We start from the raw sequence: 23,690 nt of genomic DNA on the forward strand, positions 1-23,690 counted from the left end.
CGGAGCGGGAACCGGCACCCGGCGGGACGGGGGCTCGGGCGCGGGTCGATGCCCCGCAGGCCCCACAGGCCGCGCAGGCCCCGCAGGCCGCCGCCGGGACGGGACCCGTCCGGTCCCGCCCGAGGCGCGGGGCGGCGGGGCGACCTCGCCCCGCCGCCCGCCCCGGCCCCTCCGTCAGCGGCCGGCGAGGGCCGCCAGCCGCTGCACGCCGCGGTACCTGCGCAGCGCCTCGCCGAAGGTGGTCGCCCCCTGGGTGACCTGGACGAACGCCCGCCAGATCGGCGGCATGGAGACGACCCCGGCGTGGAACACCGCCGGCCGCCGCTCGAACGCGGCGAGCAGCTGCCTGCCCGCCCGCATCTCCACCCCGAGCCCCGCCTTGACGGCGAAGGCGTAGTTGAGGGCCTGCCGCCGCACGTCCGCCGGCTCGGCCGCCTCCGCGACCCGCACGGCCCACTCGCCGGCCAGCCGCCCGGAGCGCAGCGCGTACGAGATGCCCTCGCGGGTCCACGGCTCCAGCAGCCCGGCCGCGTCGCCCGCCACCAGGACCCGGCCGCGGGAGAGCGGGGAGTCCTCGGTGCGGCAGCGCGTCAGGTGCCCGGACTCCACGGACGGCGGGAAGCCCGCCAGGCCGAGCCGGGCGATGTAGTCCGCCAGGTACTGCTTGGTCCGCTCGCCCTGCCCGCGGGCGGAGATGACGCCGACGGTGAGGCTGCGGGAGGCGGTCTTGGGGAACACCCAGCCGTACGAACCGGGCAGGGGCCCCCAGTCGAGGTGGATCCGGCCCTCCCAGAGGCGGGCGATGTCCTCGGGGACCGGGATCTCGGCCTCCAGGCCCAGGTCGATCTGGTCGAAGGCGACACCGACGTGGCGGCCGACCCGGCTCGCGCTGCCGTCGGCGCCGACCACGGCCCGGGCCCGCAGGGTGCGCCCGTCCTGGGTGGTGACCCCCACCGTGCGGCGGTCGGGCGCGTCCTCGCCGCCCTGCTCCACGCCGGTGACCGTGACCCCGGTCTCCAGCACGGCGCCCGCCTGCTGGGCGGCCTTGACCAGCGCGTGGTCGAACTCGTCCCGGTTCACCAGGCCGAACATCATCCGGCGGGAGCGGCGCGTGCGCTCCCAGCGGCCGTCCAGCGCGAAGGTGACCGCGTGCACCCGGTCCTGCAGCGGCAGGGCGAAGCCCGGCGGCAGCGCGTCCCGGGACGGGCCGATGATCCCTCCCCCGCAGGTCTTGTAGCGGGGGTGCTCGGCCTTGTCGACCAGCAGTACCTTGCGTCCCGCCGCAGCGGCCGCGTACGCGGCGGAGGAGCCCGCCGGTCCGGCCCCGACCACCACGACGTCCCAGACGTCCTCGATCTTGTCCGTCACGTTGCGCCATCCTATGTGCCGCCGCCGACCGGGCGACCGCCCGGCACCGGCGCGGCGGTGCGCGGGAGGCGCACGGTCGGGTGTGCGACGATCTACCGGACCCCCGTCGCACTCCCCCGTACCCGCCCCGGAGGCCGGCATGACCCCGCAGCAGAACCTCGCCGACGCCGTGCGGGAGCTGATGCCCAGGGCCCGGGCGGACCTGGCGGACCTGGTCGCGTTCGCCTCGGTCGCCGACCCCCGGCAGTACCCGGTCGAGGAGTGCGAGGGCGCCGCCCGCTGGGTCGCCGACGCGTTCGCCGCCGAGGGGCTGCGGGACGTCCGGCTGCTCGACACGCCCGACGGCACGCAGTCGGTGTACGGGGAGCTGCCCGGCCCGGAGGGCGCGCCCACCGTCCTGCTGTACTCCCACTACGACGTGCAGCCGCCGCTGGACGAGGCCGCCTGGACCTCCCCGCCGTTCACCCTCACCGAGCGCGGGGGCCGCTGGTACGGGCGCGGCGCGGCCGACTGCAAGGGCAACGTGCTCATGCACCTCACCGCGCTGCGCGCCCTGCGGGCCGTGCACGGGGGCGCGGGGGACGGCGCGGCCGGCGCGGGCCTGCCGGTCGGGCTCAAGGTGGTCGTGGAGGGCTCGGAGGAGCGCGGCACCGGCGGCCTGGAGCGGTACGCCGAGGCGCACCCGGAGCTGCTGGCGGCCGACGCGGTCGTCATCGGCGACACCGGCAACTTCGCCCCCGGTCTGCCCACCGCCACCGCCTCCCTGCGCGGCAGCACCACCGTGGAGGTCTCCGTCTCCACCCTGGCGGGCAACCTGCACTCCGGCCAGTTCGGCGGCGCCGCGCCCGACGCGCTCACCGCCCTGGTGCGGCTGCTGGGGACGCTCCACGACGAGCACGGCGCGACGACGGTCGCCGGACTGGCCGCGGACCAGCGCTGGGACGGCGTCGCCTACCCCGAGGAGCAGTTCCGGGCCGACGCCGGGGTGCTGGACGGGGTGGGGCTGGTCGGCACCGGCGAGGTGGCGGACCGGCTGTGGGCCCGGCCCTCGGTGACGGTGCTCGGCATCGACTGCCCGCCCGTGGTGGGCGCCACGGCGTCGGTGCAGGCGCGGGCCCGCGCCCTGGTGAGCCTGCGCGTCCCGCCGGGCGTCGGCGCCCGGGCGGCGCAGGACGCCCTCGTCGCCCACCTGGAGGCCGCCGCCCCCTGGGGCGCGCGGGTGGAGGTCGTCCGCGGCGGCACCGGCGACCCCTTCCGGGCCGACACCGGCGGCCCGGCCTACGCGGCCATGGGCACGGCCCTGCGGGAGGCGTACGGACGGGAGATGGTCCTGGCGGGCGAGGGCGGCTCGATCCCGCTCTGCAACACCCTGCGGCGGCTGTACCCGCGGGCGGAGCTGGTGCTGGTCGGCGTGGAGGAGCCGCTGACGGCCATCCACGGCATCGACGAGAGCGTGGACCCGGTGGAGCTGGAGCGGATGTCCCTCGCCGAGGCGCTCTTCCTGCGGGGCTACGCCGCAGCCTGGCACGCGGCGCGCTGAGGGGCGCGCCGCCGGGGGCGGCCGGGCAACCGCGGGGCCCCTCGTGCCGGTGCGTCAGGCCCGGTCCCGGAGCCGGGCGGCCCGGAGGGTGAGGTGGCGCTTCTCGGGGAGGTTGGTGGCGCGGGCCGCCGCGGCGGCGTAGTGCGCCGCCGCGCCCCCGGTGTCGCCGGCCGCCTCCAGGAGGTGGGCGCGGACGGCGTCGAGGCGGTGGTGGCCCGCCAGCCGGCCGCCGAGCCCGTCCAGGACGGCGAGACCGGCCGCGGGCCCGTGGGCCATGCCCGCGGCGACGGCCCGGTTGAGGGTGACCACCGGGTTCCCGGTCAGCCGCTCCAGCAGGCCGTACAGGGCGTGGATCTGCGGCCAGTCGGTGTCCTCGGCCCGGGGGGCCCGGTCGTGGAGGGCGGCGACCGCCGCCTGGACCTGGTACGCGCCGACCGCGCCCCGGGCGATGGCCGCCGAGAGCAGGGCGGTCCCCTCGGCGACCGCCGCCCGGTCCCAGAGCGACCGGTCCTGCTCGGCCAGGGGGACCGGCAGGCCGTCCGGCCCCGTCCTGGCGGCGCGCCGGGCGCCGGTGAGCAGCATGAGGGCGAGGAGCCCGGCGGCCTCGGCGTCGCCGGGCAGCGCACGGTGCAGGAGCCGGGCCAGGCGGACGGCCTCGTCCGCCAGGTCGACGCGGTGCAGCCCGGGGCCGGACGCGGCGGTGTACCCCTCGTTGAACATCAGGTACAGCACGTGCAGGACCGACCGCAGGCGCTGCGGCCGCTCGTCGGGCGCGGGCATGCGGAAGGGGGCCCCGGACGCCCTGATCCGCTGCTTGGCGCGGCTGACGCGCTGGGCCATGGTCGCCTCGGGCACCAGGAACGCCCGCGCGATCTCGGCCGTGGTCAGGCCGCCGACGGCCCGCAGGGTGAGCGCGACGGCGGACGGCGGGGTGAGCGAGGGATGGCAGCACAGGAACAGCAGGGCGAGCGAGTCGTCCTGTCCGGGGACCTCCGCCGGGGCCGGTTCGCGCAGGGCGGCGGACTCCTCCCGGAGCCGCCGGGCCCGGTCGCTGCGGACCTGGTCGGTCACCCGCCGCAGCGCGGCCCGGACCAGCCAGGCACGGGGGCTGTCCGGCGTCCCGTCCCGGGGCCAGTGCCGGGCCGCGGCGAGCAGGGCCTCCTGCACGGCGTCCTCGGCGGCGTCGAAGTCGCCGCACCGGCGGGCGACCGTGCCGAGGACCTGCGGCGCCAGTGCGCGCAGCAGGCCCTCGGCCCCGGGGGTCAGCTCCACCGTGCGGTCACGACCCCGACCGCAGGTACTCGCCCATGGCGGCCGCGTCGGCGGGCCCCTGGTCCATCACCCGGCGCACGTGGACCGGCTGACGGGTCGGCAGGCCCCCCACGCCCGGGACCGCCGAGACCCGCGCGGCGATCTCGACCGCCCGCTCCTCGGACTCGACGTCCACGATCTGGTATCCGGCGATCCACTCCTTGGACTCCGCGAACGGGCCGTCGGTGCGCACCGGCGCGCCCGCCCCGTCCGAGGTGACGACGACCGCGAGCTCGGGCCCGGTGAGGATCGTCGAGTCGACGAGCTCACCGCCGGCGACGAGCTCCCGGTGCAGCACCGCGTAGTAGTCCAGGTGGGCGGTGATCTCCTCCGGCCTCCACTCCGTCATCGGGGGCATGCCCTCGCCGTCCTCGAACGTCACGGCCAGCAGGTATCGGGGCATCGTGGCTCCTTCGTCGTTCCGTACCGCGCGGCGCCCGGGTCGGGCCCGCTTCCACCCCTGGGACGGAGCCGGCGCCCCGCTCTCGACGTCCCCGGCGGAGATTTCCGGAAGATCTTACGGACGGGCGCCGGTGCGGCAGGCCGCACCCGGGGGGTGGGGACCCGGAGCCGGTTCCCTGCCCGGGCGGGGACCGGAGCGCTGCCCGTCCCCGCCCCTCCGCAGGGGCCCCGGGGGCACGGCCGCCCGGGGCACGGCCGCCCGGGCCGCCGGTCACGCCGGCGGGCGGGGCACACCGGCGGCCCGGGCGGCCCGGGCTGCGAGCGCGTAGGCGGTGAGGCCGACGGCGAGGCCCGCGCCGGCGCCGAAGCAGGCGGTGGGGACGGCGTCGGCGTGGGTCGTGCCGGGCGGGGCCTGGGCGGCCCGGCGCAGCAGGCGGTGCGCCGTGCCCGCCGCGGTGGAGGCGGCGAGGAGGCCGAGCGCCGCCCGGCGCGCCCCGGGCGGCAGGCGGAGCGGTGCGCGGCGCGGCGGCGCCGGGCGTGCCTGCGGGCGGGATCCGGGGCGGGTCGCGGGGCGCACGGCGGTGCCGGTGGCCGTCCGGGCGGGCGTGGCGGCGCCGGCGGGCGTACCGGCGTCGGAGCGCGTGCGAGGCCGCGCGGCGGCGGGCCCGGACGGCGGTACCGGTCCGGCGTCCGCGGCTGCGCCCGGCCCCGCGCCCGGCCCGGGGAGGGCGGTGCGCAGGGCCCGGACCGAGGACGCGGCGAGCCAGACCAGCGCCACGGCGGAGCTGCCGTACTGGAGCACGTGGTGCAGGGGCTGTCCGGCGACCGTCTCGTTGAGGACCGGGAACAGCCGCACGCCCGCCCGGCCGCGGTGGGTGAAGGCGTCCCAGCCGACGTGGGTGGCCGCGCCGACGGCGGCGGAGAGCGCGAACCAGCCGGCGTCGGCCGGGCGGAGGCCGTCGCGCCGGGGGGCCGTCAGGTCGTGGGCGGCGGCGGCCCAGCGGTCGGGCAGCAGGGCGACGAGGGGCTCGCGGAGCAGGCCGTGCCAGGCGGCGGCGAGCCCCGCCGTGACCGCCACGTCCAGGGTGGGGACGGCCCAGGGGCGGTGGGTGGCGGCGCCCCAGGCGAAGGCGCCGGGGAGCAGCGAGTCGGCGAAGTACGGCACGTCGGGGGCCATGGACCCGGCGACCAGCGCGGAGGCGACCAGCACACCGCGGGACCGTCCGCGCCGCAGGAAGGGGAGGACGGCGGCGGGGTGGCTGAGGGTGAACGGCACGCGGCCATCCTGCCGGACGGCGCGGGCCGTCGCGAGCGGCGTCAGGCCGGGTCGGCGGGGTGGCGGGCCGCCCGGGCGGCAGGTCGGAGGGGTGGCGGACCGACGGGACGGCGGACCGGAGGCCGGTGGGGCGGCAGGTCGGAGGGCCGTCAGGTCGGAGGGCCCGGCGAGGCGGGGCCGCCGGGTGCGCCGGGCCGGGCGGGTGCGCCGGGCCCGGCGGCCCGGCGGCGCCGCGCGGGCGGTGCGGCCGCGGGCCCGCCCGGCTCACCCCTCGGCGACGGCCTCGGCCGCCCCCTCCCCCACCGGGACGCCCGCCTCCAGCGCCAGCACCTCGCCGGTGGCGCGGGCGCGGAGCGCCGCCGCGAGCCGGAGGAGCTTGCCCGGGGCGAGGAGGGACCCGGCCTCCTCCAGGGTGACGAACCGCCAGCCCCGCAGCTCCTCGGCGGGCAGCCGCAGCCGGGCGCGTCCGGCCGCGTCCAGCCGGCCGCCGTCGTAGACCAGGCGCACGCCGCCGTGCCGGGGGCCGGTGTGGGGCTCCCAGTCGACGACGAGGAGGCGCAGGGTCCGCTGGTCGAGGTCCGTGCCGAGCTCCTCGGCGGCCTCGCGGACCCCGGCGAGGGTGGGCGCCTCGCCGCGTTCGACCACACCGCCGGGGAACTCCCAGCCGGGCTTGTAGACGGGGTCGACGAGGAGCACGCGGTCCTGCTCGTCGAAGAGCAGCACGGCGGCGGCGACGGTGTCGGTCTCGGGGACGGGGGTCTGGACGATGGGCCGCCGTCCGGCACCGTCGCGGACGAGGGCGGCGATCCGCTCGGCGGTGGCACGCGGGGTGAGGCCGGTGGTGTCGACGACGGCGGCGTCGGCGGTGAGCCAGGGCAGGGCCGCCCGGTACTCCGCGAGGTGCTCCGCGACGCCGGCGGGGGACGGCGGCGGGGACGGGGGGCAGGACGGTGCGGGCCCGGAGGGGGGTCCGCCGGGCGGGGGTCCGCCGGGCAGGGGGCCGGGCCGCCGGGCGCGTGCCTCGGCACGGGCCTCGGCGCGGGCGCGCAGAACCGTTTCGTCGGCGTGCAGCAGCACGTGGTGGACCGGGATGCGCCGGGAGGCGAGCGCGCCGAAGACCTCGTCGCGCTGGTCCTGCCGCAGCAGCGTCATCGGCACCACGAGCGGCCCGGGGACCTCGGCGAGGAGCGCCGCGGCCACCTCGGGGACGAGCAGCCGCCACGACGGCAGGTCGCGGACGTCGGCGACGTCCGCCGTGCGGTGCCCCGGCAGCACCGCGAGCAGGCCCGACCCGACGAGCTCCGGGTCGAAGAGCACGCTGCCGGGGAGCAGCGCGGTGAGTTCCCTGCAGGCGCCGGTCTTGCCCGCGCCGAAGGTCCCGTTGACCCAGACGATCACGCAGCCCCCTGCGGTCGGCCCGTCCGGCCCGGGCACGCCCCCTCGGGCGGCCCTTCCGGCTCCGCGTCCGGCCGCGCGCGCAGGCGCGGCCGGCGGTTCGAGGTGCTTCGAGGTGCTCGGCGGCGGCGGTCGTGCACCGCCCCCTGCTCTTCATTACCCGCCCGCCCCCGCCTCCCACGCCTGCGGCGGGCCACCGGCTCGCGCGGGCGCGTCCGGGGGCGGCCGGGCGCCGGGCCCGGGGGATCAGCCGGGGGCGGCGGCCGTCCGCAGGCCGAGGGCGCCCAGGACGGCGGCGGCCGCGCCCACCAGTCCGGCGTCGTTGCCGAGCAGCGCGGGCCGCACCTCCAGGTGCCGGACGAACGGCAGCACCGCGTACTCGGCCAGCCGCTCGCGCAGCGGGGCGAAGAGCACCTCGCCCGCCTGGGCGACGCCGCCGCCGACCACCGCCACGTCGACCTCCACGAGGGTCGCGGTGGCGGCGATGCCGGCGGCCAGGGCCCGGGCGGCGCGGTCGAAGGCCGCGAGCGCCACCGGGTCGCCGGTCCGCGCGGCGGCGGCGACGGCCGCCGCGGTGGCGTCGGCCCCCGCGGGCCGCCAGCCGTCCCGCAGGGCGCGCCGGGCGATGGCGGTGCCGCTGGCGATGCCCTCGACGCAGCCGCGGGCGCCGCACGGGCAGGGCTCGCCGTCGAGGTCCACGCTGATGTGCCCGATGTGGCCCGCGTTGCCGCTGGGGCCGGTGTGGAGGGCGCCGCCGAGGACGAGGCCGCCGCCGACGCCGGTGGAGACCACCATGCAGAGCGCGTTGTCGTGGCCGCGGGCCGCGCCCTGCCAGTGCTCGGCGGCGGTCATGGCGACGCCGTCGCCGACGAGCACCACCGGCAGGCCGCCGCAGGCGGGGTGGCGGCGCACCCGCTCGACGAGCGGGAAGTCCCGCCAGCCGCCGATGTTGACCGGGCTGACGGTGCCGCGGGCGGCGTCGACCGGGCCCGCGCTGCCGATGCCGACGCCGCGGACCCGCTCCCAGCCGGGGGCGGCGGCCAGGTCGTCCAGGACCTCGGCGACGGCGCCCATGACGGCCTCGCCGGGCCCGGTGGCGGGGGTGGGGCGCCGGGAGCGGGCGACGAGCGCGCCGCGGAGGTCGACCAGCGCGCCGGCGATCTTGGTGCCGCCGATGTCGAGGGCGGCGACCAGGCCGCCCCCGCCGTCCCGGCCGCCGGGGGCGTCCCCCGCGGCCGGGCCGGCCGGGGTGGTGGCGGGACCCGCTGCGGTCCCGGTGCGCTCCGTCTGCATCCGCTCGCTCGCCTCCTGGTACGACACGTCCCCGAACGGCACGCCCCCGTACGGGACTCACCCGTGCGGGACTCCCCCGCACGCCGCCGCCGGGCGGACCGGTCCCGGCGGCCGACCGCCGCGGCGCTCCGCCGCCGACCGGTGTAATGTTCCGTATCCCTGACAACGTTGTCCAGTCCGTGGCGCCGCGGCCGCCGGATCCGTACGATCGTCGGACCCCCGCGTCCCACGGGGGCCGCCGAGGAGGAGCGCCGTGCCGAGCCAGCCGCAGGCCACCCCGGGCACCGACGGCCGCGCCGCGCTGCCGCGGCGCTACGGCCACCGGCCCACCATGAAGGACGTGGCGGCCCGCGCCGGGGTCGCCCTCAAGACGGTCTCCCGGGTGGTCAACGGGGAGCCGGGGGTCACCGCGGACACCGCCGAGCGGGTCCAGGACGCCATCACCGCGCTGGGCTTCCGGCGCAACGACAGCGCCCGCATCCTGCGCAAGGGGCGCACGGCCAGCGTGGGGCTGGTGCTGGAGGACATCGCCGACCCGTTCTCCTCCGCCCTCAGCCGCGCCGTGGAGGAGGTCGCACGGCTGCACGGCTCGCTGCTGTTCACCGGCTCCAGCGACGAGGACCCGGCGCGGGAGGAGGAGCTGGCGCTGGCGTTCTGCGCCCGCCGGGTGGACGGCCTCGTCGTCGTCCCGGCGGCGGGAGCCGACCACCGCTACCTGGCACCCGAGGTGCACGCGGGGATCGCCGCGGTCTTCGTCGACCGGCCGCCGGCCGGCCTGGAGGCCGACACCGTGCTCACCGCCAACGCCGCCGGCGCCCGCGCGGGGACGGCCCACCTGATCCGGCAGGGCCACCGGCGGATCGCCTTCCTCGGCGACTCGCCCGGCATCCACACGGCGGAGGAGCGGCTGCGCGGCTACCGGGAGGCGATGGCGGAGGCCGGACTGCCGGTGGACCCGTCCTGGGTGTCCATGGGGCCGACCGGCCCGGACCGGGTCGGCGCGGCGCTCGCCGCCGCCCTCGCCGGGCCCGCACCGGCGACCGCGCTCCTCACCGGCAACAACCGGGCGACCCTGGCCGCGGTCCGGCGGCTGCGCGCCCTGGACCGGCCGGTGGCGCTGGTCGGCTTCGACGACCTGGAGTTCGCCGACCTGCTCTCCCCCGGCCTGACCGTGGTCGCCCAGGACCCGGCCGGCCTCGGCCGCGCCGCCGCCCGGCTGCTCTTCTCCCGCCTCGAGGGCGAGACCGGCCCGGCCCGGCTGGTGGAGCTCCCGACCCGCCTGGTCGTCCGCGGGTCCGGCGAGGTCCCCCCGGCCTGACCGGGACGGCCGGGACGGCCGGGCGGGGACTCCGCGCGGGGCGGGTCAGCCCCCGGCGAGGAGCTGCTTCTTGAGGACCTTGCCCATGGCGTTGCGCGGCAGGTCGTCGACCAGGACGACGCGGCGCGGCCGCTTGTGCACCGAGAGCCGGTCGGCGACGAAGGCGGAGAGCTGGTCGCCGGTGACCGCGCCGTCGGCGACGACGTAGGCGACGACGGCCTGGCCGAGGTCCGCGTCGGGGGCGCCGACGACCGCGGCGTCGGCCACCGCCGGGTGGTCGCGCAGGGCCGCCTCCACCTCCCCGGCCCCGATCCTGAACCCGCCGCTCTTGATGAGGTCGACCGAGGCGCGTCCGACGATGCGGTGGAAGCCGTCGGGGCCGACGACGGCCACGTCGCCGGTGCGGAACCAGCCGTCGCCCGTCCACGCGTCGGCGTCCGCGTCGGGGCGGTTCAGATAGCCCTCGAAGAGGGTGGCGCCGCGGACCTGGAGCTCGCCGACGGCCTCGCCGTCGTGCGGCACGGGCGCGCCGTCCTCGGCCGTGAGCCGGGTCTCCACGCCGTCCAGGGGCAGTCCGACGCTGCCGGGGCGCCGCTCGCCCGCGGCCCGGGCGGAGACCGTGATCAGGGTCTCGGTCATCCCGTACCGCTCGACCGGGAGGTGCCCGGTCAGCGCCCGCAGCCGCTCGAAGACGGGCACCGGCAGCGGGGCGCTCCCGGAGACCAGCAGCCGGGCCCCGGCGAGGGCGCGGGCGGCCGGCGCGTCGGCGGCCAGGCGCGACCAGACGGTGGGGACGCCGAAGTACAGGCTGCCGCCGGCCGCGGCGTAGGCGGCCGGGGCCGGCCGCCCGGTGTGGACGAGGCGGGAGCCGGTGCGCAGCGCGCCCAGGACGCCGAGGACGAGCCCGTGCACGTGGAAGAGCGGCAGGCCGTGGACGAGGGTGTCCCCGGCGGTCCAGTCCCAGGCGGCGGCGAGGGCGTCCAGGTCGGCGGCGACGGCCCGCCGGCCGAGGACGGCGCCCTTGGGGGCGCCGGTGGTGCCGGAGGTGTAGAGCACGAACGCGGGCGCCGCCGGGTCGGGCTCGGGGTGGGTGGCGGCGGAGCGCGCGGCGGGGTCGACCGGCAGGACGGGGACGGCGGTGCCGTCGGGCGCCTCCTCGCCCGCACCGACGGCCAGCAGGGCGGCGCCGGAGTCGCCGAGGATGTGGCCGCGCTCCTTGGGGCCGGCGTCGGGCGGCAGCGGCACCACGGGGACGCCCGCCAGCAGCCCGCCGACGACGGCGGTGACGGTGGCGGCGGTGGGACGGGCCAGGACGGCGAGGGCGGGGGCGCCGGCGACCCGGTCGGCGACGGCGGTCGCCGCCGCGAGCAGCCGCTCCCGCGAGAGGGGCGTGCCGTCGATCCGCAGCGCGTCCGGGGCGTCCGGGGCGGCGCCGGGTCCGCCGTGCAGTGCCGTGAGCAGCCGGGTCGTCGGCATCCGGGTCCCTCCGTGTGCGCCGTGGGGCCGTGCCGGGAGGTCCGGCGGGCCGTGCGGAGACCCTACGCCCCCGTGCCGTGCCCGCGCCGCACCCCCGGGGTGCTCCCCCGGACCCGCCGCGGGGCCCGTGTGCGGGACGGCACCGGGTGCGGGACGGCCCGGACGCACCGCGGGCCCCGGCCGCGGGGAGCGGTCCGGGGCCCGGCGGGGCGCCTGTGCGGGGCTCAGCCCTTGCGGGCCTTCACCTCGGCGGTGAGCTGCGGCAGCACCGCGAAGAGGTCGCCGACGACGCCGAAGTCGACCAGGTCGAAGATCGGGGCCTCGGGGTCCTTGTTGACCGCGACGATCGTCTTGGAGGTCTGCATGCCGGCCCGGTGCTGGATGGCGCCGGAGATGCCGTTGGCGACGTACAGCTGCGGCGAGACCTGCTTGCCGGTCTGGCCCACCTGGTTGGTGTGCGGGTACCAGCCGGCGTCGACGGCGGCGCGGGAGGCGCCGACGGCCGCGCCGAGCGCGTCGGCCAGCTCCTCGACCACGCCGAAGCCGTCGGCGGCGCCGACGCCGCGGCCGCCGGAGACCACGATGGCGGCCTCGGTCAGCTCGGGGCGGCCGGTCGAGACGCGCGGGGTGCGCGAGACGACCCTGGTGCCGGTGGCGGTGGCGGAGAACTGCACCTCCACCTGCTCCACCGCGCCGGCGGCCGGGGCGGCCTCCGGGGAGGTGGCGTTCGGCTTGACGGTGATGACCGGGGTGCCCGTGGACACCCGGGAGTTCACCTGGAAGGACGCGGCGAAGACCGACTGGGTCGCCACCGGGCCGGAGTCGCCGGCCTGGAGGTCGACGGCGTCGGTGATGATGCCGGAGCCGAGGCGCAGCGCGGTGCGGGCCGCGATCTCCTTGCCCTCGCCGGACGAGGTGACCAGGACCGCGGCCGCCCCGGCGGCCTCGGCGACCTGGGTCAGCGCGTCGACCTTGGGCACCACGAGGTAGTCGGCGAACTCGGCGCCGTCGGCGACGTACACCTTGGCGGCGCCGTACTCGCCGGCCTTGGCGGCGATGTCGGCGGCGGCGGGGCCGGCGCCGAGGACGACCGCGGAGGGCTCGCCGATGCGGCGGGCCAGCGTCAGCAGCTCCAGGGCCGGCTTGCGGATCTGGCCGTCCACATGGTCGACCAGGACGAGGATCTCACCCATTGCTCTTGTCTCCAGAAAGGATGTCGTGGTCGGGACGGATCAGACGAACTTCTGCGCGGCCAGGAACTCCGCAAGCTGCTTCCCGCCCTCGCCCTCGTCCTTGACGATGGTGCCCGCCTGGCGCGGCGGCCGGGCGGTGATGGCGTCGACGGCGGTCCAGGCGCCGGCCAGGCCGACCTCGTCGGCCTCGATGCCGAGGTCGTCCAGGTCGTAGGACTGCACCGGCTTCTTCTTGGCGGCCATGATGCCCTTGAAGGACGGGTAGCGGGCCTCGCCGGACTGGTCGGTGACCGACACGACGGCCGGGAGGGCGGCCTCGAGCTCCTCGGTGGCGGCGTCGCCGTCGCGGCGGCCCCTGACGGTGCCGTTCTCGACGGAGACCTCGGACAGGAGGGTGACCTGCGGGACGCCCAGGCGCTCGGCGAGCAGGGCCGGCAGGACGCCCATGGTGCCGTCGGTGGAGGCCATGCCGCAGACGACCAGGTCGTAGCCGGTCTTCTCCAGGGCCTTGGCCAGGATGGCGGAGGTGCCGAGGGCGTCGGTGCCGTGGATGTCGTCGTCGTTGACGTGGACGGCCTTGTCGGCACCCATGGACAGCGCCTTGCGCAGGGCGTCCTTGGCGTCGTCGGGGCCCACGGTCAGGACGGTCACCTCGGCGTCGCCGGAGGCCTCGGCGATGCGGAGCGCCTGCTCCACGCCGTACTCGTCCAGTTCCGACAGGAGTCCGTCCACGGACTCACGGTCGGTGGTGGTGTCGTCCGCGAAGCGCCGGTCGCCGGTCGCATCGGGCACGTACTTCACACAGACAACGATCCTCAAGCTCACGGCCTGTCTCCTGTACTGGTCACGTCCGGCGGGTGCGGAGTGCGTCGCACTCCCGGCAGCATACTCGCCAGTAGCTCACGCGGGCTACTCGCCAGTAGCTTACGCTCCGCACTCCCTCCTGTTGCCGCTCCGGCCCCGCCGGAACTGTGATGTCCGTCGTAGTCGGGGTGCCGGGCTCCGCCGCTCATCCTTCCCCACCCGGGGCCATCCGTCACCCTGCGTGGCGGACCCGCGGCTGTGACGTTGCCCGCACGGCGGAAGGGCGGCGGGGCGGCGGCGCTGCGGCGGACGCGGCCGTACAGGGCCCACCGGGGCGGCAGTGCGGCCCGGCGGCCCGGTCGCAGGGCCCGGTCGCGGGGCCCGGTCGCAGGGCCCGGTCGCAGGGCCCGGTCGCAGGGCTCAGAGCGCAGCGCCCAGGGCGGCGATCACGTCCGCCCGCCGCGGCTGCCCCTCCGCCCGGCGCACCTCCCGGCCCGCGGCGTCCAGCACCAGGACGGTCGGGGTGCGCTCGACGCCGGCCGCGCGCACCAGCTCCAGCCGGGACTCCGCGTCGACCTCCACGTGGACCACACCGGGGACCATGGCGGCGACGTCGGCCAGCACCCGGCGGGTGGCGGCGCACGGCCGGCAGAAGGCGCTGGAGAACTGCACCAGCGTCGCCCGCTCCCCCAGCGGCGCACCGAGCACGTCCGCCACCGGACACGCTCCCCCGGTGCGCTCCGGCGCCCCTCCGCGGCCGTGCGCGCCGCCGCCCTCCCCCACGGGGTCCTGCTCCCGCATCCCACGTCCTCCCTCAGCACCGCTCAGCACCACGCCGTACCACGCAGCACCCCGCCGCGCCGTCCCGGCGTCGGGCCGCCGGCCGGCCCGCACACCAGCATGCGGCAGGGCGCGGACGGCCCCCCGGACGGGTTCCCGCAGGCGGTGTGACGACTATCTCCGCCCCCCGCAGTGCACCGCAGGTGACACAGGCCACCCCTTCGGGGCACGATCGTGGCTGTATCGCCCGCCGGCGCCGGGACGAGCCTGCCGCTCCGGCCGGCCGCCCCGCACGCCGCGGGCACCGCCGGACCGGGCGAGAGCCCGTGGGAAGTAGGGCTGACCGTGGCCGAGTTCGTGTACCCGCCCGTGATCGGAGCCGCTCGCACGGCCTTCCGCGCACTGGACCTGCGCATCGAGGTGGAGGGCGCCCACCACGTGCCGGAGCGGGGCGGCGCCGTGCTCGTCAGCAACCACGTCAGCTACCTGGACTTCCTCTTCGCCGGCCTGGGCGCCTGGAAGTCGGCCCGCCGCCGCACCCGCTTCATGGCCAAGGACGACGTCTTCCGCCACCGGATCTCCGGGCCGCTGATGCGCGGCATGCGCCACATCCCGGTGGACCGGACGGACGGTCAGCCCGCCTACGACGCCGCCGTGCGGGCGCTGCGCGCGGGCGAGGTCGTCGGGGTGTTCCCCGAGGCGACGATCAGCCGCTCGTTCACGCTGAAGAAGTTCAAGACCGGCGCCGCCCGGATGGCCGCCGACGCCGACGTGCCGCTGCTGCCGGTGGTGCTCTGGGGCACCCAGCGGCTGTGGACCAAGGACCGGCCGAAGAACCTGACCCGCCGCCACACCCCGGTCACCATCGAGATCGGCGAGCCGATCCGCCTCACCCCGGAGGACCGGCCGGTGATGGTGACCCGGCGCCTGCGCCAGGCCATGTCCGAGCTGCTGGACCGCGCGCAGCGGACCTACCCGGACCAGCCCTCGGGCCCGGACGACACCTGGTGGCTCCCGGCCCACCTGGGCGGCTCTGCGCCGACCCTGGAGGCCGCCGAGGCCGAGGACGAGAAGGAGTCGCAGGAGCGCGCCGCCCGCCGCGCCGCCCGCGACGCGGCCCGCTGACGGGCGGCCGGACGGCGCACCGCACACGGCTCCGGCCCGCACCCCCGGCGAGGGGGGTGCGGGCCGGAGCCGTGTGCGGGAGGGGCCGCGGGTCAGGCGCGGCCCATCTCCTCCGCGATCGCGGCGGCGAAGGCGTCGATGTCGTCCTCGGTGGTGTCGAAGGCGGCCATCCAGCGGACCTCGCCGGTGTGCTCGTCCCAGAAGTAGAAGCGGTAGCGCTTCTGCAGCCGCTCGCTGACCTCGCGGGGCAGCAGCGCGAAGACGGCGTTGGCCTGCACCGGGCGGACGACCTCCACGCCCTCGATCCCGCGCACGGCGGTCTCCAGGCGCTTCGCCATGGCGTTGGCGTGGGAGGCGTTGCGCAGCCACAGGTCGCCGCCGAGCAGCGCCTCGAACTGCACGGAGAGGAACCGCATCTTCGAGGCGAGCTGCATGGACGTCTTGCGGAGGTACGTCAGGCCCTGCACCCGGTCGGGGTTCAGCACCACGACGACCTCGCCGAGGAGCAGGCCGTTCTTGGTGCCGCCGTAGGAGAGCACGTCCACGCCCGCGCCGGTGGTGAAGGCCCGCAGCGGCAGCCCCAGGGTGGCGGCCGCGTTGGCCAGCCGGGAGCCGTCGACGTGGACCAGCATGCCGCGCTCGTGGGCGTGGTCGCAGATCGCCCGGATCTCCTCGGCGGTGTAGCAGGTGCCGAGCTCGGTGCTCTGGGTGATCGAGACCGCGAGCGGCTGCGCCCGGTGCTCGTCGCCCCAGCCCCACGCCTGGCGGTCGATGAGCTCGGGGGTGAGCTTGCCGTCGGGGGTGGGGACGGTCAGCAGCTTGATGCCGGCCATCTTCTCGGGGGCCCCGCCCTCGTCCACGTTGACGTGGGCGGTCTCGGCGGCCACCACCGCGCCCCAGCGGGGCAGCAGGGCCTGGAGGGCGACGACGTTGGCGCCGGTCCCGTTGAAGACCGGGAACGCCTGCGCGCGGTCGCCGAAGTGGCGGCGGAAGACCTCCTGGAGGTGCACGGTGTAGTCGTCCTCGCCGTAGGCGACCTGGTGGCCGCCGTTGGCGAGCGCGAGGGCGGCCAGGACCTCCGGGTGCACGCCGGCGTAGTTGTCGCTGGCGAAGCCCCGCACGGAGGGGTCGTGGCGGCGGACCGCGTCGGTGGCGGTCGGGAAGGTGCCGGTCGTGGAGGTGTCGGTCATCGCGGCGTCAGCCACAGGTGCTGTCCATTCAGTTCGTCGGCGGGCCGGTCCCAGAGCCCGGCCAGGGTGCCGGCCAGGTCCGCGGTGTCCGTGAAGCCCGCGAAGGTCGCTTCCGGGCGCTGCCGCCGCATCTCGTCGGTGACCAGCGCCTTGATGACCAGGATCGCAGCCGCCGCGGTGGGCGCGGCGCCCTCCCCGGGCACCTCCTTGGTGAAGGAGGCGGCGAGGGAGAGCGTCCAGGCCTCGCTCGCGGCCTTGGCGGCCGCGTAGGCGGCGCCGCCCGCGGTGGGGCGGTGCGCGGCGGTGGCCGAGACCATGGCGAACCGGCCGGCCGGGCTGCGCAGCAGCGCCGGCTGGAAGGCGAGGGTGGTGTGCTGGAGGGTCCGCACCACGCGGTCGTGGAGGAAGTCCCAGTCGTCGAGGTCGGTGTCGGAGAAGCGCTTGGAGCCGCGCCAGCCGCCGACGAGGTGGAACAGGCCGTCCACCCCGCCGTGCTCCGCCTCGATGTGGTCGGCCCAGTCGCGGGCGGCCTGAGGGTCGAGCAGGTCGACCATCTGGCCGCTGACCCGGGCGCCGGGGACGGCGGAGCGCACCGCGTCCAGGGCGGCGTCGAGGCGGGGGGCGTCGGTGCCGGCGGCGACCACGGTGGCGCCGTCGGCGGCCAGGCGGTGCAGGGCGGCGCGCCCGGCGGGGCCGGTGGCCCCGGCGACGGCGACGGTGCGGCCCCGGAGGGGGCCGTCGGGGGCGGTGGCGGTCACGCGGCGGCCTCCGTGCGGTCGGCGCCGGTGATGCCGCGGGTGGCGGCGATCACGTCGCGCAGCTTCTTGGCGAGGGCCTCGTAGAACATGGAGAGCGGGAACTCGTCCGGCAGCACTGCGTCGCAGAGCGCCTTGTTCAGGGCCTTGCCGTCCGCCCGGTCGAAGGGCAGCGCGTCGGCGCCCTTGGCCCAGGTGGAGGCCGGGTGCGGGGTGAGGTAGCGGGAGACCAGCCCGTAGGCGGCGAGCCAGTGGGCGGTCTTGGGCCGGTCGATGCCCTCGCGGTACAGGGTCTCGATCTCGGCGCAGAGGGCGTTGGTGACCTCGGCGACGCGGTCCCAGTCGATCCGCAGCCGGTTGTCGGTCCAGCGCAGCGCGTCGTGCTTGTGCAGGTACGCGAAGAGCAGCTGGCCGCCCAGGCCGTCGTAGTTGCGGACCCGGTCTCCGGTGACGGGGAAGCGGAAGAGGCGGTCGAAGAGGATCGCGTACTGGACGTGGCGGCCCTGCTCGTAGCCCTCGGCCTCCAGGCGCACGGCCTCCTTGAAGGCGGTGAGGTCGCAGCGGAGCTCCTCCAGCCCGTACATCCAGAACGGGCTGCGCTGCTTGATCATGAAGGGGTCGAACGGCAGGTCGCCGTGGCTGTGGGTGCGGTCGTGGACCAGGTCCCACAGGACGAAGGTCTGCTGGGCGAGCTCCTGGTCGGCGACGAGGCGCTCCGCGTCGGCGGGGATGTCCAGGCCGAGGATCTCGACGGCGGCGCCGGAGACGGCGCGGAAGCGGGCGGCCTCGCGGTCGCAGAAGATGCCGCCCCAGGTGAAGCGCTCCGGGGCCTCGCGCACGGCGACGGTCTCGGGGAAGAGCACCGCGGAGTTGGTGTCGTAGCCCGAGGTGAAGTCGGTGAAGGTGATCGGCACGAACATGGGGTTGTCGAAGCGGGTGCGCTCCAGCTCGGCCAGCCAGTCGGGCCACACCACGCGCAGCAGGACCGCCTCCAGGTTGCGGTCCGGGTTGCCGTTCTGGGTGTACATGGGGAACAGCACCAGGTGCTCCAGCCCGTCCACCCGCTGGTCGGCGGGCCGGAAGGCGAGCAGCGAGTCGAGGAAGTCCGGCACGGCGTAGCCGGAGTCGGCCCAGCGGCGCAGGTCCTTGGCGACGGCCTCCAGGTACGCCTCGTCGTGCGGGAAGCGCGGGGCCAGGTCGGTGAGGGCGTCGAGGACGGTGTCGAGGAGGGCGTCCACCCCGGTGCGGTCGGCGGCCGCGAGGTCGATGGAGCCGTCCTTCGCCTGGAGGGGGCGTATCGCCTCGACGGCGCTCTTGAGGCGCAGCCAGGCCGGGTCGTCGACGGGAGCGGTCTTCGGCGAAAGATTATTCATCTCTTCCCCACCTGGAGTGAAAGAACTGGAGCATGGACACGATATGCGCGGAGCTTCTTTCGTTCAAGGGGAGGCCGGCCGCAGGAACAGTGGCGGTGGCCACCTGCTCCCACTGTGCAGCGCGGGGGCCTGCGCGGCACGCGGGGCGCACGCCGAAGGCCCCCCGGCCGGGCCCGAGGGAGCGCTCGGGCCCGACCGGGGGGCCGGGGGTGCCGCGGGTGCCGGACGGCGCCGGGGCGGGTCAGCCGTTGGCGGCGGGGGCGTCGGCGGCCGGGGCGGCCTGCTGCGGGCGCGGCGCGGGGGCCGCCGCGGGCTTGCGGAGGAAGAACGCCATCGTCGGGACCAGGTAGAGCGCCCAGACGGCCGCCTGGAGCGCCGTCGGGTCCGGCTGGAAGTTGAGGACGCCCTTGAGGAGGGTGCCGTACCAGCTGTCCGGCGGGATCGTGGAGCTGACGTCGAAGAGCGTGCTGTGCAGGCCCGGCAGCCAGCCGGCCTCCTGCAGGTCGTGGAAGCCGTACGCGAGCACGCCCGCGGCCACGACGACCAGCATGGCGCCGGTCCAGGTGAAGAACTTCGCCAGGTTGATCCGCAGGGCGCCGCGGTAGAAGAGCCAGCCGAGCACGGCGGCGGTCAGCAGGCCCAGCACCGCGCCGACCAGCGGCCGCACGCCGTCGTCGGTGGCCTGCACGGCCGTCCAGATGAAGAGCGAGGTCTCCAGCCCCTCGCGGCCCACCGCGAGGAAGGCGGTGGCGACCAGGGCGAAGGTGCCCATGGCGAGGGCCGCGTCCAGCCGGCCGTGGAGCTCGGCCTTCAGGTGGCGGGCGGTGCGCCGCATCCAGAAGACCATCCAGGTGACCAGGCCGACCGCGACCACCGACAGGGTGCCGCCGAGCGCCTCCTGCGCCTCGAACGTGAGCGAGGAGGAGCCGAACTGCAGGACCGCGCCGAAGGCCATGGAGACCAGGACGGCCGCCGCGACGCCGGTCCACACCGGCGCCAGCCGGTCGCGGCGGCCGGTCTTCACCAGGTAGGCGATCAGGATGCAGACGACCAGGCTGGCCTCGAGGCCTTCGCGCAGGCCGATCAGGTAGTTGCCGAACACCGGGGCTCCTGGGGAGGGGACGGGCAGGGACGGGGACGGGGGGACGGGCGGGCGGCGGGCGGGTCAGCCGAGGAGGGCCTGGCCCCACCACTCGCCGGGCTTGCGCACGCCGGGCGGGCACGCGAAGTGCGCCGAGCCGACGTGCTGGATGTACTCGTTGAGGGCGTCGTGCGCCGCCAGCCGCCGCTGGAGCGGGACGAACGCCCTGCGGGTGTCGCGCTGGTACGCGAGGAAGAAGAGTCCGGCGTCGAGGCGGCCGAGGCCGTCCGTGCCGTCGGTGAAGGAGTAGCCGCGGCGCAGGATCATCAGGCCGCCGTTGCTGTCGGGGTGGGCGAGGCGCACGTGGGAGTCGGCGGGCATCGCGGACAGGTCCGGGGCGTCGTGCTCGCGGCGCCGCCCGTACGGGGCGCCCTCGCCCTTGGTGCGGCCGAAGACGTCCTCCTGCTCCTTGAGCGGGGAGCGGTCCCAGGTCTCGATGTGCATCCGGATGCGCCGCGCCACCAGGTACGAGCCGCCGTCCATCCAGGCGGGGCCGTCGCCCGGCGCCGCCCAGACGTGGTCGGCCAGGGCCTTCGCGTCGGTGCCGGCGACGTTGTGGGTGCCGTCCTTGAAGCCCATGAGGTTGCGCGGGGTCTGCGCCTCGGGGGTGGTGGAGGAGGTCTTGCCGAAGCCCAGCTGCGACCAGCGGACCGAGACGGTGCCCATGCCGATGCGGGCCAGGTTGCGGATGGCGTGCACCGCCACCTGCGGGTCGTCGGCGCACGCCTGCACGCAGAGGTCGCCGCCGCTGCGGGCCGGGTCGAGGCTGTCGCCGGGGAAGTGCGGCAGGTCGACCAGCGCCTCGGGCCGCCGGGCCCTGATGCCGAAGCGGTCCTTCCCGTCCTTCTCGAAGAGGGTGGGGCCGAAGCCCACGGTGAGGGTGAGCCGCGAGGCGGGCAGGCCGAGGGCCTCGCCGGTGTCGTCCGGCGGTGCCTCCGCGAGCCCGTCGACGGCGCCGCCGCCGACCTCCCGGCCGGCCGTCATCGCGGCGGCGGCCCGGGTCCACCGCTGCAGCATCGCGACCAGGGCGGCCCGGTCGTCCGTGGTGACGTCGAAGGCGGCGAAGTGCAGCCGGTCCTGGACCGGGGTGGCGATGCCGGCCTGGTGCTCGCCGTGGAAGGGGACGGTGCCGGCGGAGGCGGCCGGGGCGGGGGCGTCGCCGCCCCGCGCGGCGGCCGCGACCGTGCCGGCGCCGGCCGCGCCCAGCGCGACGCCGGCGCCGGCCCAGCCGATGACGGTGCGGCGGCTCGGCCGGGGGGCGTCTCGGCCCGGGGCGCCGGCGGGGTCGGCGGCGGGTGCCTGCGGGGCGTCCATGGCGGCGGTGGCCTCTCTGGTCCGGGGCGCGCGGTGCGCGGCGGCGGGGGGGTGCGGCGGGTCGGCGGGGGCGGGGCGCGGTCAGCGGGCGACGGCGGAGGCGAGCCGGGAGAGCGGCTCGGCCAGGGCGTTCACCGCGTCGGAGAACTGCTTGCGCTCCTGCTGGGTGACCTTGTCGTAGGAGCGGTAGCCGTCGCCCTGCCGGTAGCCGGCGAGCAGGGAGCGCAGCGTCGCGAACTCGCGGTCCAGGGTCGCGGCGAGCTGCGGGTCCTTCGCGGCGGCGACCGGCTTCAGCAGCTCGTACGCCTTCTGCGCGCCCTCGACGTTGCCGTTGACGTCGTACAGGTCGGTGTGGCTGTAGCGGTCCTCCTCGCCGGTGACCTTGCCGGTGGCGACCTCGTCCAGCAGCTCCTTGGCGCCGTTGGCCATGCTGGTGGGGGTGATGTCGGCCTTGCCGACGCGGGCGCGCCAGTCCTGGACGTCGGCGACGAGCCGGTCCGCGAGGGCCTTCTCCTCGGCGCCGGCCTTCCCGTCCTTCCAGAGCGCCTTCTCCAGGCGGTGCCAGCCGGTCCACTGCTGGCCGGGCTCCAGGCCGTCCTCGCGCAGGTCGGTCTTCGGGTCGATGTCGCCGAAGGACTCGGCCACCGGCTCGGTGCGCTCCCAGCCGACCCGGGAGGGCGCGTACAGCGCCTTGGCCTTCGCCACGTCGCCCGCCTTCACCGCGTCGGCGAAGGCGCGGACCGCCGGGACGCTCAGGTCGGCCTGCTGCTGCACGTACGCGCGGTAGGCGGCGACGGCGGAGGCCAGCCGGGGGTCGGCCTGGGCGGCGGCGCCGGCCGCGCCGGTCACGGTGACCTTCTGACGGATGCCGTCGCCCTTCATGCCGGGCTTGCAGGCGATCTCGTAGGTGCCGGCGGCGAGCTGGGCGGTGACCACGGCCCGGGTGCCGGGGCCGATGTTCTCCCGCTCGGCGACGATGCGGTCGCCCTGGCCGTAGACGTACACCTCGGTGACCTTGGAGCCGGTGTTGTGGACCGCCAGGTCCACCGGGCCGGCGGGGAAGGAGGTCCGCGAGACCTTGCAGGCGCTGTCGCCCGCGTCGACCGCCACGGTGTCGTCGGAGGACGAGGACGCCTTCTTCTCCGCGCACCCGGCGACGGCGGTGCACATCGCGGCGAGGGCGAGCACGGAGACTGCGGTCAGGCGGCGGGCGGGCATGCGGGCTCCCGGGCTAGGTCGGCCGTCCGGCCGCGCGGCCGGACAAGGAAGGCAGTCCTAAGTTATATGAGGCTTACCTGAGTGCACCCCCCCGGGTGGGTGATCCTCGCCACGCGCAGGGCGCGTCCGCCCCGGTCGCGCCCCCTGCGCGCCCCCTGCGGTGCAGGCATGCGGGGACGCCCCCAGGGGCAGACGCGGCCCGTGGCGGACAACGAGCAGGAGCGCGAGAGCTCCCACGGGCAGGGGACGGAACCGGGCCGGGGAGAACACGGCAGGGAGGGACAGGGCCGGGGAGGGCAGGGCCAGGAGGGACAGGGCCGGGGGAGGTCCGGGGACGGCGAGACCCGCGGGACGGTCCTGGTGGCCCTGCTGGCCAACGTGGTGATCGCGGTCGCCAAGGTGGTGGGCGGTGTGATCGCCCACTCCCCCGCGCTGCTGTCGGAGGCCGCCCACTCGGTCGCCGACAGCCTCAACGAGGTCTTCCTGCTGGCGGCGGTGAAGCGCAGCCGGCGCAGGCCGGACGCGCGCCACCCCTTCGGCTACGGCAAGGAGCGCTACTTCTGGTCGATGCTCGCCGCCGTGGGCATCTTCGTCACCGGCGGCTGCTTCTCCTTCTACCAGGGCATGCACGCGCTGCTGAACCCCGGCTCCGAGGAGACCGGCGCCTACGCGGTGGTCTACGTGGTGCTGGCGGTCTCCCTGGTGGCCGAGGGGACCTCGCTGGCCAAGGCGGTCCTCCAGGTCCGCCGGGCGGCGCGGGAGCACGGCCGCGGCTTCCTCACCGAGGTCCGCGAGGGCGACGACCCGACCGTGCGGACCGTCCTGGCGGAGGACTCCACCGCCGTGCTCGGCGTGGTCCTCGCCATCGTCGGCGTCGTGCTGCACGAGGTCACCGGCAGCTCCGCCTGGGAGGCCGCCGCATCGCTGGCCATCGCCGTGCTGCTGATGTACGTCGCCTACCGGCTGGGCCGGGACGCCAAGGACCTCCTGGTGGGCGAGGCCGTCAAGCCCGGCCTCCAGCAGGAGGCGCACCGCTTCCTGGACGCGCAGCCGGAGATCGACACCGTCACGCAGCTGCTCACGATGCAGCTGGGGATGGACTCGGCGCTGCTGGCGGCACGGGTGGACCTGCGGGCGGGGCTGGACAGCGAGCAGGTGGAGGAGGTCGCGGTGCGGATCAAGCGGGAGCTGCGCGAGCAGTGCCCCGGGTTCGAGCAGGTCTTCCTCGACATCACGGACGCCGACCACGCCGAGCGCAAGCGCGCCGAGCGGCGGCGGGAGGACCTCGACCGGGCCGTGGCGCGCAGCGCGGGCGGGGAGGCGGACGCGGGGGCCTGACGGGCACAGCCGGGGCCGGGGGCTGACCCGCGGACGGCGGGGCCGGCGGGCGGACGGCGGGGGGGGTACCCGCCGTCCGC

The 23,690-nt window shown here is 77.1% G+C and carries 20 protein-coding genes; 4 read left to right on the plus strand and 16 right to left on the minus strand.

The window, feature by feature from the left end:
• Positions 1-174: 174 nt before the first annotated feature.
• The gene (locus tag ACFY07_RS16875; RefSeq protein ID WP_390869353.1) at positions 175-1,368 is read right to left on the minus strand and encodes a geranylgeranyl reductase family protein; all 1,194 of its coding nucleotides are present in this window, start codon (positions 1,366-1,368) and stop codon (positions 175-177) included.
• A 139-nt stretch (positions 1,369-1,507) separates the two neighbouring features.
• Between ACFY07_RS16875 and ACFY07_RS16880 the strand changes: the two genes are divergently transcribed.
• On the plus strand, positions 1,508-2,908 hold the full coding sequence (locus ACFY07_RS16880) for a dipeptidase (protein ID WP_390869354.1): 1,401 nt from the start codon (positions 1,508-1,510) through the stop codon (positions 2,906-2,908).
• Positions 2,909-2,962: 54 nt separating this feature from the next.
• Here the strand turns inward: ACFY07_RS16880 and ACFY07_RS16885 are convergent, their stop codons facing one another.
• The 5 genes from ACFY07_RS16885 to ACFY07_RS16905 all read right to left on the minus strand — a co-directional run bounded on the left by ACFY07_RS16885 (position 2,963) and on the right by ACFY07_RS16905 (position 8,627).
• Positions 2,963-4,174 carry an RNA polymerase sigma factor gene (locus ACFY07_RS16885; RefSeq protein ID WP_390869417.1) on the minus strand — a complete coding sequence of 404 codons (1,212 nt, stop codon included), beginning with the start codon at positions 4,172-4,174 and terminating at the stop codon, positions 2,963-2,965.
• Positions 4,175-4,187: 13 nt separating this feature from the next.
• Positions 4,188-4,622 carry a YciI family protein gene (locus tag ACFY07_RS16890; protein WP_390869355.1) on the minus strand — a complete coding sequence of 145 codons (435 nt, stop codon included), beginning with the start codon at positions 4,620-4,622 and terminating at the stop codon, positions 4,188-4,190.
• Positions 4,623-4,892: 270 nt separating this feature from the next.
• Positions 4,893-5,897, minus strand: a complete 1,005-nt coding sequence (locus ACFY07_RS16895) for a DUF4184 family protein (RefSeq protein WP_390869356.1) — start codon at positions 5,895-5,897, stop codon at positions 4,893-4,895.
• 264 nt (positions 5,898-6,161) lie between these two features.
• Entirely contained in the window at positions 6,162-7,295 is a 1,134-nt protein-coding gene (locus ACFY07_RS16900) for an NUDIX domain-containing protein (protein WP_390869357.1), read from the minus strand.
• Positions 7,296-7,538: 243 nt separating this feature from the next.
• Positions 7,539-8,627, minus strand: coding sequence for an ROK family protein (locus ACFY07_RS16905; RefSeq protein WP_390869358.1), 1,089 nt, complete (start codon positions 8,625-8,627; stop codon positions 7,539-7,541).
• 289 nt (positions 8,628-8,916) lie between these two features.
• On the opposite strand from ACFY07_RS16905, the gene ACFY07_RS16910 reads away from it, so the two are divergent.
• A complete protein-coding gene (locus ACFY07_RS16910) occupies positions 8,917-9,903 on the plus strand; it encodes a LacI family DNA-binding transcriptional regulator (RefSeq protein ID WP_230652937.1) in 987 nt (328 codons plus the stop codon).
• Positions 9,904-9,948: 45 nt separating this feature from the next.
• Here ACFY07_RS16910 and ACFY07_RS16915 read toward each other — a convergent pair whose 3' ends face one another.
• From ACFY07_RS16915 to ACFY07_RS16930, 4 genes are all read right to left on the minus strand, one after another.
• Positions 9,949-11,379 carry an AMP-binding protein gene (locus ACFY07_RS16915; protein ID WP_390869359.1) on the minus strand — a complete coding sequence of 477 codons (1,431 nt, stop codon included), beginning with the start codon at positions 11,377-11,379 and terminating at the stop codon, positions 9,949-9,951.
• 224 nt (positions 11,380-11,603) lie between these two features.
• Positions 11,604-12,572, minus strand: coding sequence for an electron transfer flavoprotein subunit alpha/FixB family protein (locus ACFY07_RS16920; protein ID WP_390869360.1), 969 nt, complete (start codon positions 12,570-12,572; stop codon positions 11,604-11,606).
• A 39-nt stretch (positions 12,573-12,611) separates the two neighbouring features.
• Entirely contained in the window at positions 12,612-13,397 is a 786-nt protein-coding gene (locus ACFY07_RS16925; RefSeq protein WP_230652801.1) for an electron transfer flavoprotein subunit beta/FixA family protein, read from the minus strand.
• A gap of 399 nt (positions 13,398-13,796) precedes the next feature.
• Positions 13,797-14,177: a TlpA family protein disulfide reductase gene (locus ACFY07_RS16930; protein ID WP_390869361.1), complete on the minus strand. Its 381-nt coding sequence runs from the start codon at positions 14,175-14,177 to the stop codon at positions 13,797-13,799.
• A 324-nt stretch (positions 14,178-14,501) separates the two neighbouring features.
• On the opposite strand from ACFY07_RS16930, the gene ACFY07_RS16935 reads away from it, so the two are divergent.
• Positions 14,502-15,281, plus strand: coding sequence for a lysophospholipid acyltransferase family protein (locus ACFY07_RS16935; RefSeq protein ID WP_390869362.1), 780 nt, complete (start codon positions 14,502-14,504; stop codon positions 15,279-15,281).
• Positions 15,282-15,373: 92 nt separating this feature from the next.
• Here ACFY07_RS16935 and ACFY07_RS16940 read toward each other — a convergent pair whose 3' ends face one another.
• From ACFY07_RS16940 to efeO, 6 genes are all read right to left on the minus strand, one after another.
• Positions 15,374-16,471 carry a threonine aldolase family protein gene (locus tag ACFY07_RS16940; RefSeq protein ID WP_390869418.1) on the minus strand — a complete coding sequence of 366 codons (1,098 nt, stop codon included), beginning with the start codon at positions 16,469-16,471 and terminating at the stop codon, positions 15,374-15,376.
• Entirely contained in the window at positions 16,468-17,229 is a 762-nt protein-coding gene (locus ACFY07_RS16945) for an SDR family NAD(P)-dependent oxidoreductase (RefSeq protein WP_390869363.1), read from the minus strand. The genes ACFY07_RS16940 and ACFY07_RS16945 overlap by 4 nt, the downstream gene beginning before the upstream one ends.
• Positions 17,226-18,599, minus strand: coding sequence for a DUF6421 family protein (locus ACFY07_RS16950; RefSeq protein ID WP_390869364.1), 1,374 nt, complete (start codon positions 18,597-18,599; stop codon positions 17,226-17,228). Before ACFY07_RS16950 ends, ACFY07_RS16945 begins: the two co-directional genes overlap by 4 nt.
• A gap of 241 nt (positions 18,600-18,840) precedes the next feature.
• Positions 18,841-19,701, minus strand: a complete 861-nt coding sequence (gene efeU, locus ACFY07_RS16955; RefSeq protein WP_390869365.1) for an iron uptake transporter permease EfeU — start codon at positions 19,699-19,701, stop codon at positions 18,841-18,843.
• A gap of 63 nt (positions 19,702-19,764) precedes the next feature.
• A complete protein-coding gene (gene efeB, locus ACFY07_RS16960; protein ID WP_390869366.1) occupies positions 19,765-21,054 on the minus strand; it encodes an iron uptake transporter deferrochelatase/peroxidase subunit in 1,290 nt (429 codons plus the stop codon).
• Between the two features lie 81 nt (positions 21,055-21,135).
• On the minus strand, positions 21,136-22,272 hold the full coding sequence (gene efeO, locus ACFY07_RS16965; protein ID WP_390869367.1) for an iron uptake system protein EfeO: 1,137 nt from the start codon (positions 22,270-22,272) through the stop codon (positions 21,136-21,138).
• A 201-nt stretch (positions 22,273-22,473) separates the two neighbouring features.
• Between efeO and ACFY07_RS16970 the strand changes: the two genes are divergently transcribed.
• Positions 22,474-23,610: a cation diffusion facilitator family transporter gene (locus ACFY07_RS16970; RefSeq protein WP_390869368.1), complete on the plus strand. Its 1,137-nt coding sequence runs from the start codon at positions 22,474-22,476 to the stop codon at positions 23,608-23,610.
• The last annotated feature ends 80 nt before the right edge of the window (positions 23,611-23,690 follow it).

Origin of the sequence: Streptomyces sp. NPDC001380 (genome assembly GCF_042895785.1) — a bacterium.
Taxonomy (GTDB): Bacteria; Actinomycetota; Actinomycetes; order Streptomycetales; family Streptomycetaceae; genus Peterkaempfera.

What these genes read in the sequence shown, in the direction of transcription:
- ACFY07_RS16940 (WP_390869418.1), bottom strand. Translation starts at nt 16,471, where the DNA reads ATGACCGACACCTCCACGACCGGCACCTTCCCGACCGCCACCGACGCG.
- ACFY07_RS16915 (WP_390869359.1), bottom strand. Translation starts at nt 11,379, where the DNA reads ATGCCGACGACCCGGCTGCTCACGGCACTGCACGGCGGACCCGGCGCC.
- ACFY07_RS16890 (WP_390869355.1), bottom strand. Translation starts at nt 4,622, where the DNA reads ATGCCCCGATACCTGCTGGCCGTGACGTTCGAGGACGGCGAGGGCATG.
- ACFY07_RS16950 (WP_390869364.1), bottom strand. Translation starts at nt 18,599, where the DNA reads ATGAATAATCTTTCGCCGAAGACCGCTCCCGTCGACGACCCGGCCTGG.
- efeB (WP_390869366.1), bottom strand. Translation starts at nt 21,054, where the DNA reads ATGGACGCCCCGCAGGCACCCGCCGCCGACCCCGCCGGCGCCCCGGGC.
- ACFY07_RS16880 (WP_390869354.1), top strand. Translation starts at nt 1,508, where the DNA reads ATGACCCCGCAGCAGAACCTCGCCGACGCCGTGCGGGAGCTGATGCCC.
- efeO (WP_390869367.1), bottom strand. Translation starts at nt 22,272, where the DNA reads ATGCCCGCCCGCCGCCTGACCGCAGTCTCCGTGCTCGCCCTCGCCGCG.
- ACFY07_RS16930 (WP_390869361.1), bottom strand. Translation starts at nt 14,177, where the DNA reads ATGCGGGAGCAGGACCCCGTGGGGGAGGGCGGCGGCGCGCACGGCCGC.
- ACFY07_RS16910 (WP_230652937.1), top strand. Translation starts at nt 8,917, where the DNA reads ATGAAGGACGTGGCGGCCCGCGCCGGGGTCGCCCTCAAGACGGTCTCC.
- ACFY07_RS16920 (WP_390869360.1), bottom strand. Translation starts at nt 12,572, where the DNA reads ATGGGTGAGATCCTCGTCCTGGTCGACCATGTGGACGGCCAGATCCGC.